Genomic DNA, 18983 nt, shown 5'->3' with positions numbered 1-18983 from the left:
CGCGGCATAGCTGCGCGGATCGCCCGCGCCATAGAGATAGTCGATGCTCTCATCGCCCGCGCCGTGACCGCCCTTGATCAGCACCGCTTGCACCCCGAGCCCGAGGATCCCGGCGCCCTGCATCTCGCGGTGGGTGTCGGTGTGGGCCTCAGCCCCACCGCTGAGCTCTGCCGCCTCGGCGAGGTTCGGGGTCAGCAGTGTGAGACCGGGCAAGAGCGGGCGCAGCATCTCTGGCCCGCCGAGCGCGCCACCAGAGCTGGCCTTCAGCACCGGGTCGAGGACGCGGGGGGCGGGACAGTCTGCCAGCGCCTGCGCCACCGCCTCGGCGGCCTCAAGGCTGCCCAACATGCCGATCTTGACCGCGCCCACCGGGCCGGTGGCCAAGGCGGCGGCGATCTGTTCGGCGATCATCGCGGGCGGCACCGGATGGATGGCGACGACGCCCGCATCGGTCTGGGCGGTGACGGCGGTGACCACCGGGCGCGGCGTGAGGCCAAGATCACGGGCCACCTGCGCATCGCGGGTGAGGCCCGCGCCGCCGCTGCTGTCGGTGCCGCCGATGGTGAGGATCGCGCTCATGCCGCCACCGCGGCGCAAAGCGCGATGTCATAGCGCCCCGCTTCGGCCAGAGCCCGCGCCGCGCGCCAGGAGCGGAGCCCGGTCTGACAGCCGAGCACCACCCGGCGGGCGGGATCGAGCGCCAGCTCTGTCACCGCCTCGGGCCGGGCGCGGCGGGCCTGTGGCACGAAGGGCGTGGGGGCCTCAGCCTCGGGGCGCAGCTCGACCATCTGATCGCCGTCGCGCAGGAGACCCGCGTCGATGAAGGGCCAACGCTGGTTGGGTTCCGGCGCGCCGAGAAAGCTGAAACTGCTGGGCGCATAGCTCTCCATGTCGAGGGTGACGAGCCGCCCGGCGGGGCGCGGCTCTTGCCCGGCGAGATGGGCGAGCGCCAATTGCGCGCAGAGCGTGCCGGTCATGCCGACCACCGGGCCGAGCACGCCCGCGGTGGCACAGGTGGCGGCGGTCTGTGGCAGATCGGGAAAGACCGCCCGCAGGCTCGGGGCGTCGCCGCAATACATCCCGGCATAGCCGCGCGCGCCGAGAACCGAGCCGCTGACCAGAGGTGTGCCCGCCGCAAGACAGGCGTCCGAGAGGATATAGGAGACCGCGAAACTGTCGGCCCCGTCGACCACCAGATCGGCCCCCGCCACCAGATCCGGCGCGCGCGACGGCGTCAGGGTGGCCAGCTCGGCGGTGATGTCGAGCGCGGGCGCGAGCGCGCGCAGATGGCGGGCGGCGGCCTCGGCTTTGGGCGCGCCGATGTCATCCATGCGGTAGAGCACCTGACGGTGCAGGTTGCTTTCCTCCACATGATCAGGATCGAGCAGGGTGATCCGCCCGATGCCCGCCCCGGCGAGATATTGCAGCACCGGCACGCCAAGCCCGCCCGCGCCGATCATCAGCACATGCGACGCCGCCAGCCGCGCCTGGGCGGCGGCGCCGATGATCATTTCCTGGCGGGCGTGGCGGCTCATGCCGGGGTCAGGTCGGCGGCGTCGCAGGCCGCGATCCATTCGGCGGTGCGCGCCAACGGGTCGGCGGCGCGCTGGATATCGGTCACCACCGCCGCGCTGTCGGCCCCGGCGGCAAAGACACCGGGCAGCCGTTCCGGCGTCAGCCCGCCAATCGCCACCAGCGGCACCTTGCCCGCCCGCGCCTTCCAGTCGCGCACCCGGTCGAGCCCCTGCGGCCCCCATTTCATCTTTTTCAACAGGGTCGGATAGACCGGGCCGAGCGCCACATAGGCCGGACCCTTGTCGAGGGCGCGGTCAAGTTCCGTCTCGTCATGGGTCGACAGGCCAAAGCGGACACCCGCCCGGCGCAGCGCGGTGAAATCGGCGCTGTCCATGTCCTCTTGGCCGAGATGGACGAAATCACAGCCCTCTTCGAGCGCGATCTGCCAGTAATCATTGACCACCAGCTGACAATTATGGGCGGCGCAGACCTCGCGGGCGGCGCGGATCTGGGCGCGGGTCTCCGCCGCGTCGCGGTCCTTGATGCGCAGCTGCACGAGCCGCACGCCCAGGGGCACCAGCGCCCGCAGCCAGAGCACATCGCTCACGATCAGGTAGAAACGATCCATCATGCCAACTCCGCCAGTCCCAGAAGCGGTGTCGAGGGCACCGCCATGTCACGCCGTTCCATCGGGTTTGCCTCGAACCCGGCGCGGCCTGCCTCGATCGCGCCCGCCATGGCCCGCGCCATGGTGACCGGATCGCCAGCCCGCGCCACCGCCGTGTTCAAAAGCACCGCATCCATCCCGAGCTCCATCGCGGCGCAGGCATCCGAGGGCCGCCCGATCCCCGCATCCACCACCAGCGGGATGTCGGGGAAATGCGCCCGCATGGTGCGCAGCGCCTCGGGGTTGCGCAGCCCCTGCCCCGACCCGATGGGCGCGCCCCAAGGCATCAGCACCCGGCAGCCCGCCGCCACCAGTCGCGCGCCGACGACCAGATCATCGGTGGTATAGGGAAAGACCTCGAACCCATCGGCACAGAGGATTTCCGCCGCCTCGACGAGGCCAAAGACATCCGGCTGCAAGGTGTCGCTGTCGCCGATCACCTCGAGCTTGATCCAGTTGGTGCCGAAAAGCTCGCGCGCCATGCGGGCGGTGGTCACCGCCTCCTGGGCGCTATGGCAGCCGGCGGTGTTGGGCAGGATATGCGCGCCGCTTTCGCGCAGGATGTCCCAGAACCCTGCGCCGCTGCCCTCTGCCGTCTCGCGCCGCAGGCTGACGGTGATCACTTCGGTGCCCGAGGCGGCGATGGCCTCGGTCAGGATCTTCGGCGACGGGTATTGCGCGGTGCCCAGCATGAGCCGCGAGGTCAGGGTCTTTCCATAAAGCGTCAGCATCTCAGCCTCCCTGCATCGGCGCCAGCACTTCGAGCCGGTCGCCATCGTTGAGCTGCGTGCCCGCCCGCGCCTCGCGGGGGACAAAGACACCGTTGAGCGCGGTGGCCGTGGCCTGCGCCTCAAAGCCAAGCTCGGCCAGCGCCGCGCCGAGCGTCTTGCCCTCTATGTCACGCGGGCAGGCGTTGACGATCAGTTTCATCTTCTGTGTCTCCCAGCAAGTTGCGTGCCGCCCGCCGGGCCATGGCCGGGGCGAGCAGAAATCCGTGACGGTAGAGCCCGTTGAGATAGAGCGTGCCGTCGCGGTGGATAAGCTGCGGCAGGTTGTCGGCAAAGGCCGGGCGCAGCCCCGCGCCGATTTCCTCGACGCTGGCCTCGGCAAAGCCCGGATGCACCGCATAGGCCGCGCCGAGAAGATCGGCGAGCGAGCGCAGGCTCGGCGGGCGGGTGGACGAGCTCTCGACGCTGGTCGCGCCGATCATGTAGAGCCCCGCGCCGCGCGGCACGAGATAGAGCGGCGCGCGCGGATGCAAGAGCCGCAGGGTGCGGCTGATCTCGACATCCGGGCAGCGCAGGATCGCCATCTCGCCGCGCACCGGGCGCAGCCGCGGCAAGGGCGCCGCCATGCCGGTACAGTCGAGATCGACGCGCTCCGGCCCGGTCTCGCCCAGACAGAGCGTGCCGCCAAGGCCGGTCACCTGCGCCGCGAGATCGAGAAGCGCCCGACGCGGGTCGAGATGGGCCTCTTGCGCAAAGAAGAGCCCGTGACGAAACCGCCCCGCCAGCGCCGGTTCGAGCGCGGCAACCCGCGTCTCGTCCAGCGTCTCATGGCCCGTGCTGCGGCGGGCGAATTGGGTGAGATCGGCGCGGTCGCGCCCGGCGGCGAGCACCAGGGTGCCGCGCTGCGTCACCGGCGTCACCTCGCCCCAGAAGTCGAGCGCCTCGCGGCCGAGGTCAAGCACCTCTGGCTCGGCGCTCTCGGCCTCGCACCAAGGCGCCAGCATGCCGCCGGCAAAGCGGGCCACACTGGCCGCGCCGATCCTCTCGGCGCGGTCATAGAGCGTGACCGCCGCGCCCCGGCGCAAGAGCACCAGGGCTGTGGTGAGGCCGGCGAGGCCGGCCCCCCGGATGGTGATCATTCCGCAGGCTCCGCCTTGGCATCCGACGCCTCGGGCGCGGGCACATAGAGCTCGCCCCCTTCGCGGAACTTGGCGGCCATCGCCTCCATCCCTTCCTTCTGGGCCTCGGCGCGGATGTCATGGCTGATCCGCATCGAGCAGAATTTCGGCCCGCACATGGAGCAGAAATGCGCCACTTTATGCGCCTCTTTCGGCAGGGTCTGATCGTGGAAATCGCGTGCGGTTTCGGGATCGAGCGCGAGGTTGAACTGATCCTCCCAGCGGAATTCGAACCGGGCGCGGCTCAGCGCATCGTCCCGGCGCTGTGCCCCCGGCAGACCCTTGGCCAGGTCGGCGGCATGGGCCGCGATCTTGTAGGTGATCACGCCGGTTTTCACGTCGTCGCGGTCGGGCAGGCCGAGGTGTTCCTTGGGCGTCACATAGCAGAGCATGGCACAGCCGAACCAGCCGATCATCGCCGCGCCAATGCCGGAGGTGATATGGTCATAGCCCGGCGCGATATCCGTGGTGAGCGGCCCAAGCGTGTAGAACGGCGCCTCGTGGCAACATTCGAGCTGCTTGTCCATGTTCTCCTTGATCTTGTGCATGGCGACATGGCCCGGCCCTTCGATCATCACCTGACAATCCTTGGCCCAGGCGATCTTGGTCAGCTCGCCCAGCGTTTCCAGCTCGGCAAATTGCGCCTCGTCATTGGCATCGGCGATCGAGCCGGGGCGCAGACCGTCGCCCAGCGAGAAGCTGACATCGTATTTGCGGCAGATGTCGCAGATCTCGTCGAAATGATCGTAGAGGAAGCTTTCCTTGTGGTGATGCAGGCACCATTTCGCCATGATCGAGCCGCCGCGCGACACGATGCCGGTCACGCGTTTGGCGGTCATCGGCACCATATGCAGACGGACACCGGCGTGGATGGTGAAGTAATCGACGCCCTGTTCGGCCTGTTCGATGAGCGTGTCGCGGAACACTTCCCAGGTCAGGTCCTCGGCGATGCCGTTTACCTTTTCCAGCGCCTGATAGATCGGCACCGTGCCGATCGGCACCGGGCTGTTGCGGACGATCCATTCGCGGGTGTTGTGGATGTTGCGACCGGTCGAGAGATCCATCACCGTGTCGGCACCCCAGCGGATCGACCAGACCAGTTTATCCACCTCTTCCTCCATCGAGGAGGAGACCGCGCTGGTGCCCATATTGGCGTTGATCTTCACCAGGAAGTTGCGGCCGATGATCATCGGCTCGAGCTCAGGGTGGTTGATATTGGCGGGGATGATGGCGCGGCCTGCGGCGACCTCGTCGCGGACAAACTCGGGCGTCACGTAATCGGGGATATTGGCGCCCCAATCATGGCCGTCGCGCTCTTCCTTGACGGCTTCGCGGAGCTGGTTCTCGCGGATGGCGATATATTCCATCTCGGGCGTGACGATACCGGCGCGGGCATAGGCGAGCTGGGTCACGGCGACGCCATCCTTGGCGCGCAGGGGTTTCGGGCGCACCGGGAATTCCGGCGTCAGACGGTCGCCCTGGACAAAGCCATTGTCCTCGGGCTTGACCTCGCGGCCCTCATATTCCTCGACATCGCCCCGGGCGACGATCCAGTCGCGGCGCAGCGGCGCCAGACCCTGACGGATATCGGTGAGCACATCGGGATCGGTATAGGGGCCCGAGCTGTCATAGACCGGCAGCGGCGGCTCGCCCGCGGTCGGGTGGACCGAGATTTCGCGCATCGGCACGCGGATATCCTTGTGGATCTCGCCTGCGACATAGATTTTGCGCGAGGCGGGCAAGGCGCCCGTGGTGATCTTGGGATTGGGTACGTTCATTTTGGTGCTCCTCAAGCCAGTACTCTGAAGGACACCAGAAGACGTTTGGCTGGGAGCAGGGGGACTTCCCCTTTGTCGGATCGCGCAGTTCGCCCCATCGGGCCAGTGAGCGCACCTAGCTTCCTACGCCAGTATCAACTGGGTCAGGTTCAAAGGGTCGCGTCACCGTGCATCTGCACTGTCAGCCTCTCAGTCCCCTGGGCGGGACCCCCCTGCGTGCAATCAGTGGTAGTGGGAATCACCTGCGCTGACAAGGGGGCAGGCCCTGTGCCACGCAAAACGGCCCGAGGTTGCCCCGGGCCGCCCTGAAATATCTCCTGAAATCAGCGGCTTACTTGCAGCGCTTTTCGGCCTCGCCCATCGCGGCGGTATAGCCCGAGAGCGAAAACGTGTCCTTGGTCTGGGTGCCGCGGCTCGACCGTGCGGTGAGCGTGGCGTTCGATCCGGCCTTCATCGCGGCGATGATCTTGGCGTCGTCGGCCTTGCTCGCGGGCCAGGCCCATTCGCCCTCGGTGAAGAGATCGAAGGAGGTGCCATCGACGTCGATTTCCACCGTCGAGCCACCGGCGAAAGGATAGCCGCCGGTAAAGGCCACCTGCCCCGCCACACCCGCATCGGGGCGGAAGAAGGTCATCAACAGGATCGAGCCGCGGCGCACCGCCACAACCCGCCCGTCGCGCGTGTTGACCGTTTCGGTCGGCGCCGAGACGGCCCAGCATTCCTTGGGGTTCTTGTCTTCGAAGACACTCCAGGCGGTGTTGGCCGCCACTTGGTTGGTGCTTTCCTGTGCCGCTGCGGGCATGGCCGCGCCCGTCAGCGCCGCTGCCGCCACAACCCCGGTGAGTGCTCCGCGAATTTGCGTAAATACCATGTTCGTCCAGCCTCCAGACTGTCCCTTTACCTCAATTTCATGACCGTCCGCTTTATCACGCCCCGGTTTCCGGGCTATACGGTCAATTCCTGCTCGACATTGCAACATTAGCCTGAAACAGGCCAGAAACGAAAGGTCGAATTGGCGAAATCCCGCACATGGCGCGGCCCCCCGGAGGTAACATGACGCAACCCCATCCCCTTGTTGAAATCTGGCGTGGCCCCTTGGCCGAGAGCCTGCATTCCGGCCATGCGGTCATCTGCGACGCCAATGGCAACATCCGCGAAGCCTGGGGCGATCCCGCGACGCTCATCCTGCCGCGCAGTTCGGCCAAGATGCTGCAGGCGCTGCCGCTGGTGGAAAGCGGTGCGGCGGAGGCGGCGGGGCTGTCAACCGAGCGGCTGGCGCTGAGCTGTGCCTCGCATTCCGGCGCGCCGATCCATGTCGAGCGGGTGCAGCGCTGGCTCGCCGATCTCGGGCTCGGTGACGATGATTTCCGCTGTGGCGTTCAGATCCCCATGGGCGAGCCCGAGCGCGACGCGATGCTGCGCGCCAATGGCACGCCCTGTCAGGCGCATAACAATTGCTCGGGCAAACATGCGGGCTTTCTCACCCTTGCCCAGCATCTCGGCGCGGGGCCCGAGTATATCGACCCCGCCCACCCGGTGCAGCAGGCCTGTCTGCAGGCCTTTGAAGAGGTCACCGGCGAGACGAGCCCCGGTTTCGGCATCGACGGCTGTTCCGCGCCGAACCACGCCTGCACCCTGCATGGCATGGCGCGCGCCATGGCCCAGTTCGCCGCCGCCTCCGAGGGCGCGGATGCCCGGCAGACGGCGATGGTGCGGCTCTGGCAGGCGATGGTCGCCCATCCCGAGCTTGTCGCCGGGGAAACCCGCGCTTGCACCGAGCTGATGCGCGCCTGTTCCGAGCCGGTGGCGCTCAAGACCGGGGCCGAAGGGTTCTTTATCGCGATCCTGCCCAAGCGCGGGCTTGGCGTGGCGCTCAAGGTCACCGATGGTGCGACCCGCGCGTCGGAATGCGCGATCACCGCGCTTTTGGTGCGTCTTGGCGTGCTCTCGGCCGATCACCCGACCGCCAAACGCTATATGAACGCGCCCATCCGCAATTGGCGCGGGGTGACGACGGGCATGATCCGCCCGGATGCGCGCCTGCTGAGCTGATTGCGCTTGCGCCCCGCCCCGGAACGCGCCAGTTTGGCGGCACTCTCAGGGCGGGGCGAAACTCCCCACCGGCGGTAACGGGGCCAGCCCCCGAAGCCCGCGAGCGGCCCCGGTTCTCCGGGGTGTCAGCAGACCCGGTGCAATTCCGGGGCCGACGGTCATAGTCCGGATGGAAGAGAGCGACAGGATAGGGGCTAGGCGGCCCTGCCTCCTTTCGTTTGATGCTCTGGGTGACGTGTCAAATGTGAAAGGAGACCCCGATATGACACTTCCCCGCTACGCCTTTATCAAGGCCAACTGGCATTCCGATATCGTCGACCGCGCGCTCGACGGTTTTGCCGAGCTAATCCCGATGGATCAGATCGACGTCTATGACGTGCCGGGCGCGTTCGAGATGCCGCTGCTGGCCCGCGACCTCGCCCAGACCGGGCGCTATGCCGCCGTGGCCGCCGCCGCCTTTGTCGTCGATGGCGGCATCTACCGCCATGATTTCGTGGCGCAAGCCGTGGTCGATGGGCTGATGCGCGCGGGCTTTGACAGCGGCGTGCCGGTGCTCTCGGTGTCGCTCACCCCGCATCACTATCAGGAAACGGATCACCACAACGCGATCTACCGCGCGCATTTCGTCGAAAAAGGCCGCGAGGCCGCCCGCGCCGCGCTCAAGATCACCGAGACCCGCGCCGCGCTGCGCCCGGCGGTGGCGGCGGCCTGATCCACACCCTCTTGTAGAAACGCCAAGCTGACCCCACGTTAACGAATGTTAATATTTCGTTAACGTGGATCGTCACATGAAAAGATATTTCTGGATTATGAGCTTGGCGTTTTTGCCGCAACCTGCCGCCGCCGCGGATTGCGACCCCAATTATTCAGGGGCCTGCGTGCCGATTGCCTCGGACGTGGATTGCGCCGGTGGGTCGGGCAACGGCCCCGCCTATGTCCAAGGCCCGGTGCGCGTCGTGGGGCGCGACATCTACGGGCTGGACCGCGACAATGACGGGATCGGCTGCGAAAAAGGCTAGGCTCTGACGCTCTGGGCCTTACCCCAGATAGGCACGCAGATTGGCGGGCGGGTCGGCAAAGAGCGGCCCGGTCTCGCGCGGGGCATGGGCCACGCCATCGCTGACCACCACCACCTCATCAGCGATGCGCTGGGCGTCGCCCGGATCATGGCTCACCATCAACAGGCTCGCGCCGGTCTCACGCGCGAGCTCGGCCACCATGTCGAGCATCTCGGCCCGAAGTGCCGGCCCAAGCGCGGCAAAGGGCTCGTCCAGCAAGAGAAGCGCCCGGCGCTGCAGCAGCACCCGCGCCAGCGCCACCCGCGCCCGCTGCCCGCCCGAGAGCGCCGCAGGTTTGCGCCCGCCAAACCCGTCGAGCCCCACCCGCGCCAGCGCCTCGGCCACCGCCGCCTCGCCCGCATGGGCGAGCGATGGCCCAAGGCCCAGCCCGGCGTTCTGCGCCACGCTCAGATGCGGGAAGAGATTGCCATCCTGAAAAAGCATCGCCACAGGGCGCGCATCGGGGGCGGCGGCGCTGATGTCGCGGCCCTGCCATGTGATGCGCCCCTCGGCCAGCGGCACGAACCCCGCCACCGCCTCGAGCAGCGTCGTCTTGCCACCGCCCGACGGGCCGATCACCGCCACCAGCCGTCCCGGCGCCAGCGCCCAGTCAGCGGCGAGGCGAAACCCGTCATTGTCGATGACACAGCTCTCAAGCTTCAGCATGATACCGCCCTCCCCGGTCGATGATGTAAAACAGCGCCAGCGACAGCAGGAGCAGCAAGAGCGCCGCCCCCGCCGCGCTCTCCATCCGATAGGCGCCCATGAGGCGATAGATCTGCAAGGGCAGCGTCGCGGTGTCGGGATCGGCAAAGAGCGCAATCACCCCGAGATCGCCCATCGACAGCGCCGCGGTGAGCCCTGCGGCAAAGCCGATCTGCGGCCGCATCCGGGGCCAGAGCACCAGCCGCACAAACCGCCCGCCGGTGAGCCCAAGGCTCAGCCCGAGCCGCCCCTCGCCCGCCAGCACATCGCGCGCCCGTGGCCCGAGGATGCGCAGCGCAAAGGGCAGCGCCATCAGCGCATTGACCAGCGCCGTCACCGGCAGCGCCATGGCAATCGGATCGGTCAGCGGCCGCATCAGGATGAAAAGCCCGGTGCCGATCACCAGCGGCGAGGCGGCCAGGCCCAGAAGTCCCGAGAGCTCGACCATACGGGCAAGTATGCCGCCGCGCCCCCGGCCGCCCCGCGCCGCCGCGATGGCCATCGGCAGCGCCACGATCAGCACCAGCACCGTGCTCGCCCCCGCCACGGCGAGCGAGATCGCCGCCGAGCGCCAGACCTGCCCCGGCAGACCGATCATCCCGGCCAGCCCGGCAAGGACGACTGCGCTCAGCGGCAGCAGCAGAAAGAGCGCCGCCAGCCCGATCCAGCCCGCGTCGAGCCCACGGCGCAGCGCCCCCTGCCCGTCCCAGCGCCGGATCGCCCGGTCGAGCCCCGCACCAAAGCCTTCGCCACTGCCGAGCCGCAGCGCCACCCAGGCGGTCACCCCGGTGAGCACCAGCTGCACCAGCGACAAGAGCGCCGCACGCCCGAGGTCAAAATCGAAGGTAAAGGCCTGATAGATCGCCAGTTCGATCGTGGTCGCCCTCGGTCCGCCGCCCAGCGTCAGCGCCACCGCGAAACTGGTGAGGCAGAGGGCAAAGACCACCGCCAGCGCGCCAGGCACCACCCGCATCAGCATCGGCAGCTCTATCAGCCGCCACATCGACCAGCCCTCGATGCCGAGCTGCGCGGCGAGGCGGAACCGCTCGCCCGGCACCTCCTGCCAGCCCTGCAGGATGAGCCGCGTCGCCAGTGGCAGGTTGAAGAACACATGCGCCAGAACGACCCCATGCAGCCCGTAGATGCTCAGCGGGGGCAGGCCGAACTGGCCCAGGATCTGACTGATCCAGCCGCCCCGGCCAAAGACCGTCACCAGCCCCAGCACCCCGACGATCACCGGCAGGATAAAGGGCGCGCCCATCAACCCGATGAGCGCCGCCCGCCCGCGAAACCGCCGCCGCGCCAGGGCGCGGGCGACCGGCACCGCCAGCCCGACGCTGAGCAGCGCCGACAGGCTTGCTTGCAGCAGGGTAAAGCGCAGCGCCGACCAGTCCGCAGGCCCGAAAAGCCCCGCGCCGCCCTCGGCCCGCAGCGCCACGGTGAGCAATGTGCCAAGGATCACCGCCGCCACGCCAAACGCGGCGACGAGACCCGGCGTGCCGCTTACCGGCTGAGCGCGGTCAGCCATTCATCCAGCGCGGGCTTGCGCAGCGCCTCGGCCTCGTCTGCCGTGTAGAACAGCGCCTTTTCCGGCTGGGTCAGCGTCTCGAACCCTTTGGGCAGACCGGCCTCGGGGGTCACCGCCGGGTACATCCAATTGGTGGTGGGCAGGATCGACTGCGCCGCGTCCGACACCATGAAGGCGAGGAACTGGCGGGCGAGATCGGGCTGATCGCTGCCCTTGAGCATGCCGGCCACTTCGACCTGCATGTAATGGCCCTCGTCAAAGAGCGCCGCCGCTTTGCTGGCGTCCTCTTCGGCAATCAGGTGATAGGCGGGCGACGTGGTATAGCTCAGCACCATATCCGCCTCGCCCTCGAGAAAGAGACCATAGGCCTCGGACCAGCCCTTGGTGACGGTCACGATATTGTCCGACAGCCCCTGCCAGATCGCCGGGGCCTCGTCGCCATAGGCCGATTTGACCCAATAGAGCAGACCAAGACCGGGGGTCGAGCTGCGCGGGTCTTGGATGACGATCTTGGTGTCGCTTTCTGCCAGCGCGCGGAAATCCCCCGGTGCGGCAAAGCCCTCGTTATGGACAAAGGCGAAATAGCCCCAGTCATAGGGCAGGAAACTGGCATCCTCCCAGGCAATCGGCAGGTCATATTCGGCGCTCACCTCATGCGGCGCAAAAAGCCCGGTCTCCGCCGCCGCCGCCATCAGGTTGGTGTCGATGCCAAGCACCACATCCGCCTCGGAATGCGCCCCTTCGAGCCGCACCCGCGCCAACAGCGCCGCGCCATCCTCGATCCCCACGAGGTTGAGATCGCAGCCACAGCTTTCCTCGAACGCCGCCTCGATCTTGGGCCCCGGACCCCAGTCCGAGACGAAACTGTCATAGGTATAAACGGTGAGCTCGGGCGTGTCGGCGATCACCGCCCCCGGCAGCGCCCCGCCCAGACATCCCAGCGCAATTGCAATCTTCTTCATGGCACTCTCCTTGGCGGCGCGAGGGACAAGGAGAGGCAATGTCGTGCAATCCTTCCCTCCGCCGGTTCTAGCCGGTTCAGGTTCAACGGGTTCGCACAGCGTCTCAGTTCGCACGGGCCAGCGGCCCACAGGAACACCCCGAGGTCTCCAGAAAACTAAAGCCCGCCGCCCCGGGTTGCAAGGCCGCTCACTCCGCGAGCAAGAGCTCGATGCCGCGCGACTGGATCATCCGGGCGATGTCCTCGGGCGGGGCCTCGTCCGACACCAGAATGTCGAACCGGTCGGCATGGTCGAGCACCACGGGCGCGCGCTTGCCAAATTTCTCGGCCACGGTCACCACGATGCGCACCTGCGCGTTCTGGGCGGCGATGCGGGCGATATTCGCCTCTTCGAAATCATGCAGCATAAAGCCCATTTCGGCATTCACCGCGCCGATGGAAAACACCGCGAACTGGGTGTTGAACCGCCCCACCAGGTCAATCGCCTCGGCCCCAAACGCGCCGCCGTCATGCGACCGCAGCTCGCCGCCCGCGAGAAACACCCGGTTGCCGTTCCGGGTTGCCAGCGTCTGCGCCACAAAGATCGAATTGGTCACCACATAGAGGTTCTTGTGGCTGCGCAGCGCCATCGCCACATAGGCGGTGGTCGATCCCACATCGAGAAACACCGAATCGCCATCGCTGATCGTCGCGGCGACCCGCGCCGCGAGCCGGGTCTTGATTTCGGCCTGGGTGTCCATCCGGTTCTGAAACGGCGCCTCGTTGAGCCGATGCACCAGATGCACACCGCCATGCACCTTGCGCACCACCTCATTGTCCTCGAGCGAGCGGATATTGCGCCGGATCGTCTCATTGGACACGCCAAGCCGCTCGGCGAGAAAGCTCACCCGGCAGGAGCCACCGGCGCGGCGCAGCTCGGTGAGGATTTCTTCTTCGCGCTGATTTGTGGTTTTCGCGAGGCTACTCATACGGGATCGGGCCATTTCACTAGGATCGGGGAGGCCAGACTAGGCAGTTTGCCACAAAATGCCAAATCCAAACCGCTGGAAAATTAAATGATGTGGCAAACTGTGGTTTTTATTGACAGGTGCCCGAGTCGTATTGCACGGTTTTCCCGGGAGACTTGCGGTGTTGCGGCGAAAACCCAACATTTTGCAACATGGGAGGCTGGTTTGAACCAACAAGAACGTATGCGTCGCATCATGGCGCTGCCCTGCTGGACGGGCGAGGTGACGCTGTCGCCGCTCGAAGGTGGGATCACCAATCTCAACTACCTCGCCGAGGATGCGGCGGGCCGCTATGCGGTGCGGGTGGGCTCGGACATTCCCGAACATCACGTGATGCGCTTCAACGAGCTGAGCGCCATGCACGCGGCCTATGCGGCGGGCGTCGCCCCGGCGGTGAAATATGCCGAGCCCTCGGTCACCGTGCTCGATTTCGTCGACAGCCATACGCTCACCGCCGAGGATGTGCGCGCGCCCGAGATGCTGCCGCGCATCATCGATCTGGTGAAACGCTGCCACCGCGACGCGCCGAAACATCTGCGCGGCCCGGCGCTCATCTTCTGGGTGTTTCATGTGATCCGCGACTATGGCGCGACGCTGGCCGAACGGCAGAGCCCGCACGGGCCCCTGATCGACGAGCTGGTGTCGCTCGGCAACAGCCTCGAAGAGGCGGCGGGGCCTTTCGACATGGTCTTTGGCCATAACGATCTGCTGGCGGCCAATCTGCTCGACGATGGCACGCGGCTCTGGCTCATCGACTACGATTACGCAGGGTTCAACAGCCCGCTCTTCGATCTCGGCGGTCTGGCGTCGAACAACGGCCTCTCGGAGGCGCAGGAAGTGGCCTGTCTCGAACACTATTTCGAGGCCCCCGTCACCGGCGATCTGCTGCACCGCTATGCGGCGATGAAATGCGCCTCGCTCCTGCGCGAAACCATGTGGAGCATGGTGTCGGAACTCACCTCCGAGCTCGATTTCGACTACGCCGCCTACACCGCCGATAACCTCGCCGCCTTCCGGCAATCCCATACCGATTTCCTGACTATGTAAGGACCCTACTGGATGACTGACCTGCCAACCTCAGCCAAGGCCGTGATCATCGGCGGCGGCATCGTCGGCGTTTCGACCGCCTATCACCTGGCCAAGCTGGGCTGGACCGATACGGTGCTGCTCGAACGCAAGAAACTGACCTCGGGCACGACCTTTCACGCGGCGGGTCTTGTCGGCCAGCTGCGCTCCAACGCCAATATCACCCAGCTGCTGGGCTATTCCGTCGATCTCTACAACAAGATCGAGGAAGAGACCGGGCTCGGCACCGGCTGGAAGATGAACGGCGGCCTGCGCCTCGCCTGTAACGAAGAGCGCTGGACCGAGGTCAAGCGTCAGGCCACCACCGCCCATAGTTTCGGCCTCGAGATGGAGCTTCTGACGCCGTCGGAGGCGCAAAAGCTCTGGCCCTTGATGAATGTCGATGACGTGGTGGGCGCGGCCTATATGCCGACCGACGGTCAGGCCAACCCCTCGGACATCACTCAGGCGCTGGCCAAGGGCGCGCGCATGGCGGGGGCGTCGATCTTTGAGGACACCAAGGTCACCGATATCGAGATCGAGGATGGCCGCATCCGCGCCGTGATCACCGATCAGGGCCGCATCGAATGCGAAAAGGTGATCTGCTGCGCCGGGCAATGGACCCGCGATTTCGCCGCGCGGTTCGGCGTCAACGTGCCGCTGGTGCCGATGGAGCACCAATATATGGTCACCGAGGCGATCGAGGGCGTGACCTCCGATCTGCCGACCCTGCGCGATCCCGACCGGCTCACCTATTACAAGGAAGAGGTCGGCGGTCTGGTGATGGGCGGCTACGAGCCGAACCCGATCCCCTGGGCCAAGACCGGCATCCCCAAGGGCTTTCACTACTCCCTGCTCGACAGCAATTTCGACCATTTCGAACAGCTGATGGAGCTGGCGCTCGGCCGGGTGCCGGCGTTGGAAAGCGCCGGGATCAAGACGCTGACCAACGGCCCCGAGAGCTTTACCCCCGATGGCAATTTCATCATCGGCGAAGCGCCCGAGCTGCGGAATTTCTATGTCGGTGCCGGGTTCAACGCCTTTGGCATCGCCGCCGGGGGCGGCGCGGGCATGGCGCTGGCGGAATGGGTCCACAAGGGCGAGCCGCCGTTCGACCTCTGGTCCGCCGACATCCGCCGCTTCGGCGCGCCGCATTTCGACACCGATTGGGTCCGCACCCGCACCATCGAGGCCTATGCCAAGCATTACACGATGGGCTGGCCGCATGAGGAAAACCGCTCGGGCCGGCCCTGCCGCAAATCGCCGCTCTATGACCGGCTGGCGGCACAGGGGGCGTGTTTCGGCGAAAAGCTCGGCTGGGAGCGACCCAATTGGTTCGCAGATGCCTCACAGGGCGAAGAGCCGCGCGACATCTACACCTTCGGGCGTCAGAACTGGTTCGACGCGGTCGGGTGCGAACACCGCGCCGCGCGCGAGGCGGCAGTGCTCTTTGACCAGAGCTCTTTTGCCAAATTCGCCCTCAAAGGCCCGGATGCCGTCGAGGCGCTCAACTGGATCGCCGCCAATGACGTGGACAAGCCGGTCGGCACGCTCACCTACACCCAGATGCTCAACGATCACGGCGGCATCGAATGCGATCTGACCGTCGGCCGGGTGGCGCGGGACGAGTTCTACATCGTCACCGGCACCGGCTTTGCCACCCATGATTTCGACTGGATCCGCCGCAACATCCCCGAGGGTCTCAACTGTCAGCTCTTCGACATCACCTCGTCCCGCGCGGTGCTGTCGCTGATGGGGCCGAAATCGCGCGACATTCTCGCGGCGGTGACCTCGGAGGATGTGAGCAACGAGGCCTTCCCCTTTGGCACGCTCAAACCCATCGGCATCGCCGGCTGCCGCGTCGATGCGCTGCGCGTCACATACGTGGGCGAGCTCGGCTGGGAGCTGCACCTGCCGGTCGAATTTGCCACCACGGTCTATGAGGCGCTGATGGCGGCGGGGGCCGATCACGGGCTGATCAACGCGGGCTACCGCGCGATTGACTCGCTGCGGCTCGAAAAGGGCTATCGCGCCTGGGGCTCGGACATCGGGCCGGATCACACGCCGTTCGAGGCCGGTCTCGGCTGGGCGGTCAAGCTGCGCAAGGACATCCCCTTCAAGGGGCGCGCCGCGGCCAAGGCCCAGAAAGAGGGTGGCGTGAAAAAGCTCATGGCCTGTTTCACCACCGATCAAGAGGTGGTGCTCCTGGGGCGCGAGACGATCTATCGCAATGGCGAGCGGGTCGGCTGGCTCACCAGCGGCGGCTATGGCTACACGGTCGGTAAATCCATCGGCTATGGCTATGTGCGCCACCCCGATGGCGTCACCCGCGATTTCGTCGAAAGCGGCAGCTATGAGCTCGAGGTCGGCACCGAACGGGTGGCCTGCGAGGTCCATATGACGCCGCTCTACGATCCCGCCATGACACGGGTCAAGGCATGAGCCCGACCCAAACAGATCCTGACTGGCGCGGGCCTCTCTCCGCCCGCGCCATTGGGGCGCCCGGAAGGTGGTTCCGGGCGCATCTATACCGGAGCCCCGCATGACCACAGCCAAGACCAAATCCGACGATACAAGCATCCCCACCGAATTCTGCCTCGCCCTCGCGGCAGAGGCGGCAGAGACGGCCAAACGGTTCTTTCGCCGCCCCATCGGGGTGGAATTCAAAGCGGATGAAAGCCCCGTCACCCAGGCCGACCGCGCGATCGAGACATTGGTGCGCGACCGGATCACGGCGCGCTATCCCGATCACGGCATCGTCGGCGAAGAGCACGGGATCGAAGGCGCGGATCGCGGCCGGATCTGGGTCATCGACCCGATCGACGGCACGCGGTCGTTCATCTCGGGCCATCCGCTCTTTGGCTTTCTGCTCGCCCATCTCGACCAAGGCGTGCCACAGCTCGGGCTCATCGGCATGCCGATGCTGGGCGAGACCTACCTCGGCCTGCGCGATGGCGGGGCGAGCTGCAATGGCAAACCGATCCGCGCCTCCAATCAGACGATGCTCGGCCTCGCCACGGTCTATATCAACGAGGGCGACAAGATCGCCACGCATCATCCCGCGCTCTTTCAAAAGCTCCTGCGGTTGGGCCGCACCCGGCGCTTTGGCTATGATTGCTACCCCCACGCGCTTTTGGCGGCGGGGCATGTGGATGTGGTCATCGACTATGATCTCAAACCCTATGATTTCCTCGCCCTGCGCCCGGTGGTGACCGGCGCGGGCGGCGTGCTCACCGATTGGCAGGGCCGCACCCCGGGGCTCGATTACGAAGGCCCGGTCGTCTCGGCCGCCACGCCCGAATTGCACGAAGAGGTGCTCGACATCCTGAAAGATCACCCCGCCCCGGCACCACGCCCCGGCGGATAAGACCTGACCGGTCCGGGGTACGCCCCGGCCCGATCCAAATGACGACAAGGCCGATCAAGCGGCCGCATCATTTTGCAACATGGAGACAGACCTATGGAAATGATAGGGACGGTAATCATCTACATCATCATGGCCTGCGCCGTGCTCGGCGCATTCGCCTATATCCGAAACCCCGAAAGCGGTCTCGGCAAGGAATTCCAAGAAGGGCTCTACTCCATCGGCCCGATCTTCGTGCCGGTGGCCGGGATCATGGCCGCGATCCCCTATCTGTCGGAATTCGTCAGCGCCGTGGTCGGCCCGCTCTTCATGCTGATCGGCGCGGACCCGGCCATCGCCGCCACCACCATCATCGCCATCGACATGGGCGGCTATCAGCTCGCCGATGTGCTGGCGCAGAGCCGTGAAGCGTGGATCATCGCCTCGCTGGTGGGCTATATGGCGGGGGCCACGATCATCTTTTCGATCCCGGTCGGGCTCGCCATGCTCAAGAAATCCGATCACAAATATATGGCGCTCGGCATCATGTCGGGCATCCTGAGCGTGCCTCTGGGCGTGTTCATCTCGGCCATGCTGATCATGGTTGGCGATGTGCAGGTGCGCCCCGATATTGCCGCGAGCGGCGACGCCACCCTGTCGCTCGCCCTCGGGATGGGCTCGATCCTGCGCAACCTCGCGCCGCTGGCGATCTTCTGTGTCGCCATCGCGCTTGGCCTGCGCTTTGCGCCCAATGCGATGATCCGGGGCTTTTTGTGGTTCGGCAAGATCATGTATGCGGGCATCACGCTGGTGCTGGTGTTTTCCATCGTGGAATATTTCACTGGGCTCTTCACCAATGTGCTCGGCGGCTGGGGCTTTGACCCGATCATCGCCGACGAGGCCGATCAGTTCCGCGCCCTCGAGATCGCGGGCTATATCGGCATCATGCTCGCCGGGGCCTTCCCGATGGTCTACCTGATCACCAAATATCTCGCCGGTCCGATGCAGGCCATGGGCCATGCCATCGGCGTCTCGCCCCGGGGCGCGGCGGGTCTGCTGGCGGCGGCGGCCAATGTGCTCGCCATGTATCGGCTGATCGGCGACATGCCGGCCCGCGACAAGGTGCTGGCCATCGCGTTCTGCGTCTGTGCCGCCTTCTCCTTTGGCGACCATCTGGCCTTTGCCGCGAATTTCCAACCGTCGATCATCCTGCCGCTCTTGCTGGGCAAGCTCGGCGGCGGCATCTGCGGCTTTGTCATCGCGCTCTGGCTCTCGGTGCCCAAGGCGCTCGAGCTTGAGGCGGAAGAGCCCGCCTTGGCAGATCCCCAACCCGCCTGATCCGGCTCTCCCCGTGCCGACAGGCCTCTCGCCCCCGCAGTCCGCTGTGGGGGCGTTTTT

Annotated in this window: 19 protein-coding genes and 3 riboswitches; of the genes, 7 read left to right on the top strand and 12 right to left on the bottom strand. The window is 66.4% G+C overall.

The features are described 5' to 3' along the window. The 8 genes from thiD to ISM_RS10480 all read right to left on the bottom strand — a co-directional run. On the bottom strand, positions 1-579 hold a 579-nt coding region (thiD, locus tag ISM_RS10515; RefSeq protein WP_009814140.1), incomplete at its 3' end, for a bifunctional hydroxymethylpyrimidine kinase/phosphomethylpyrimidine kinase. Then, complete coding sequence (locus ISM_RS10510; protein WP_009814139.1) at positions 576-1535, bottom strand: HesA/MoeB/ThiF family protein; 960 nt, start codon at positions 1533-1535, stop codon at positions 576-578. The genes thiD and ISM_RS10510, both read right to left, overlap by 4 nt. After that, complete coding sequence (locus tag ISM_RS10505; protein WP_009814138.1) at positions 1532-2143, bottom strand: thiamine phosphate synthase; 612 nt, start codon at positions 2141-2143, stop codon at positions 1532-1534. Before ISM_RS10505 ends, ISM_RS10510 begins: the two co-directional genes overlap by 4 nt. Further along, positions 2143-2913: a thiazole synthase gene (locus ISM_RS10500; RefSeq protein WP_009814137.1), complete on the bottom strand. Its 771-nt coding sequence runs from the start codon at positions 2911-2913 to the stop codon at positions 2143-2145. The genes ISM_RS10505 and ISM_RS10500 overlap by 1 nt, the downstream gene beginning before the upstream one ends. A 1-nt stretch (position 2914) precedes the next feature. Next, the gene (gene thiS, locus ISM_RS10495; RefSeq protein WP_009814136.1) at positions 2915-3112 is read right to left on the bottom strand and encodes a sulfur carrier protein ThiS; all 198 of its coding nucleotides are present in this window, start codon (positions 3110-3112) and stop codon (positions 2915-2917) included. After that, positions 3081-4049, bottom strand: a complete 969-nt coding sequence (locus ISM_RS10490) for an FAD-dependent oxidoreductase (RefSeq protein ID WP_009814135.1) — start codon at positions 4047-4049, stop codon at positions 3081-3083. Before ISM_RS10490 ends, thiS begins: the two co-directional genes overlap by 32 nt. Beyond that, complete coding sequence (gene thiC / locus ISM_RS10485; RefSeq protein ID WP_009814134.1) at positions 4046-5866, bottom strand: phosphomethylpyrimidine synthase ThiC; 1821 nt, start codon at positions 5864-5866, stop codon at positions 4046-4048. The genes ISM_RS10490 and thiC overlap by 4 nt, the downstream gene beginning before the upstream one ends. Before the next feature lie 103 nt (positions 5867-5969). Further along, positions 5970-6090: riboswitch (TPP riboswitch) on the bottom strand. A gap of 107 nt (positions 6091-6197) precedes the next feature. Next, on the bottom strand, positions 6198-6668 hold the full coding sequence (locus tag ISM_RS10480) for an invasion associated locus B family protein (protein WP_040618464.1): 471 nt from the start codon (positions 6666-6668) through the stop codon (positions 6198-6200). A 251-nt stretch (positions 6669-6919) separates the two neighbouring features. Between ISM_RS10480 and ISM_RS10475 the strand changes: the two genes are divergently transcribed. The 3 genes from ISM_RS10475 to ISM_RS10465 all read left to right on the top strand — a co-directional run bounded on the left by ISM_RS10475 (position 6920) and on the right by ISM_RS10465 (position 8937). Then, on the top strand, positions 6920-7918 hold the full coding sequence (locus ISM_RS10475; protein WP_009814132.1) for an asparaginase: 999 nt from the start codon (positions 6920-6922) through the stop codon (positions 7916-7918). Between the two features lie 37 nt (positions 7919-7955). Continuing rightward, a riboswitch (FMN riboswitch) is annotated at positions 7956-8103 on the top strand. A gap of 77 nt (positions 8104-8180) precedes the next feature. Then, positions 8181-8630, top strand: coding sequence for a 6,7-dimethyl-8-ribityllumazine synthase (locus ISM_RS10470; protein ID WP_009814131.1), 450 nt, complete (start codon positions 8181-8183; stop codon positions 8628-8630). A gap of 97 nt (positions 8631-8727) precedes the next feature. Continuing rightward, positions 8728-8937: a hypothetical protein gene (locus ISM_RS10465; protein WP_156783367.1), complete on the top strand. Its 210-nt coding sequence runs from the start codon at positions 8728-8730 to the stop codon at positions 8935-8937. A gap of 18 nt (positions 8938-8955) precedes the next feature. On the opposite strand, the gene ISM_RS10460 is transcribed toward ISM_RS10465, so the two are convergent. From ISM_RS10460 to ISM_RS10445, 4 genes are all read right to left on the bottom strand, one after another. Further along, entirely contained in the window at positions 8956-9642 is a 687-nt protein-coding gene (locus ISM_RS10460) for a thiamine ABC transporter ATP-binding protein (RefSeq protein WP_009814129.1), read from the bottom strand. Beyond that, the gene (locus ISM_RS10455; RefSeq protein WP_009814128.1) at positions 9629-11209 is read right to left on the bottom strand and encodes an ABC transporter permease family protein; all 1581 of its coding nucleotides are present in this window, start codon (positions 11207-11209) and stop codon (positions 9629-9631) included. The genes ISM_RS10460 and ISM_RS10455 overlap by 14 nt, the downstream gene beginning before the upstream one ends. Continuing rightward, positions 11185-12171: a thiamine ABC transporter substrate binding subunit gene (gene thiB / locus ISM_RS10450; protein ID WP_009814127.1), complete on the bottom strand. Its 987-nt coding sequence runs from the start codon at positions 12169-12171 to the stop codon at positions 11185-11187. Before thiB ends, ISM_RS10455 begins: the two co-directional genes overlap by 25 nt. A 36-nt stretch (positions 12172-12207) precedes the next feature. Next, positions 12208-12322: riboswitch (TPP riboswitch) on the bottom strand. A 36-nt stretch (positions 12323-12358) separates the two neighbouring features. Next, positions 12359-13138, bottom strand: a complete 780-nt coding sequence (locus tag ISM_RS10445) for a DeoR/GlpR family DNA-binding transcription regulator (protein ID WP_009814126.1) — start codon at positions 13136-13138, stop codon at positions 12359-12361. Between the two features lie 204 nt (positions 13139-13342). On the opposite strand from ISM_RS10445, the gene ISM_RS10440 reads away from it, so the two are divergent. The 4 genes from ISM_RS10440 to eutH all read left to right on the top strand — a co-directional run bounded on the left by ISM_RS10440 (position 13343) and on the right by eutH (position 18923). Further along, positions 13343-14224, top strand: coding sequence for a choline/ethanolamine kinase family protein (locus ISM_RS10440; RefSeq protein ID WP_156783366.1), 882 nt, complete (start codon positions 13343-13345; stop codon positions 14222-14224). A 12-nt stretch (positions 14225-14236) separates the two neighbouring features. Further along, complete coding sequence (locus tag ISM_RS10435; protein WP_009814124.1) at positions 14237-16684, top strand: GcvT family protein; 2448 nt, start codon at positions 14237-14239, stop codon at positions 16682-16684. Between the two features lie 100 nt (positions 16685-16784). Next, complete coding sequence (locus ISM_RS10430) at positions 16785-17609, top strand: inositol monophosphatase family protein (RefSeq protein WP_009814123.1); 825 nt, start codon at positions 16785-16787, stop codon at positions 17607-17609. A gap of 93 nt (positions 17610-17702) precedes the next feature. Beyond that, positions 17703-18923: an ethanolamine utilization protein EutH gene (eutH, locus tag ISM_RS10425; protein WP_009814122.1), complete on the top strand. Its 1221-nt coding sequence runs from the start codon at positions 17703-17705 to the stop codon at positions 18921-18923. Positions 18924-18983: the final 60 nt, after the last annotated feature.

The organism is Roseovarius nubinhibens ISM, assembly GCF_000152625.1.
Lineage (GTDB): Bacteria > Pseudomonadota > Alphaproteobacteria > Rhodobacterales > Rhodobacteraceae > Roseovarius > Roseovarius nubinhibens.
Note: the sequence above shows the minus strand (reverse complement) of the source record. Positions and strands in the feature narration are given on the sequence as shown.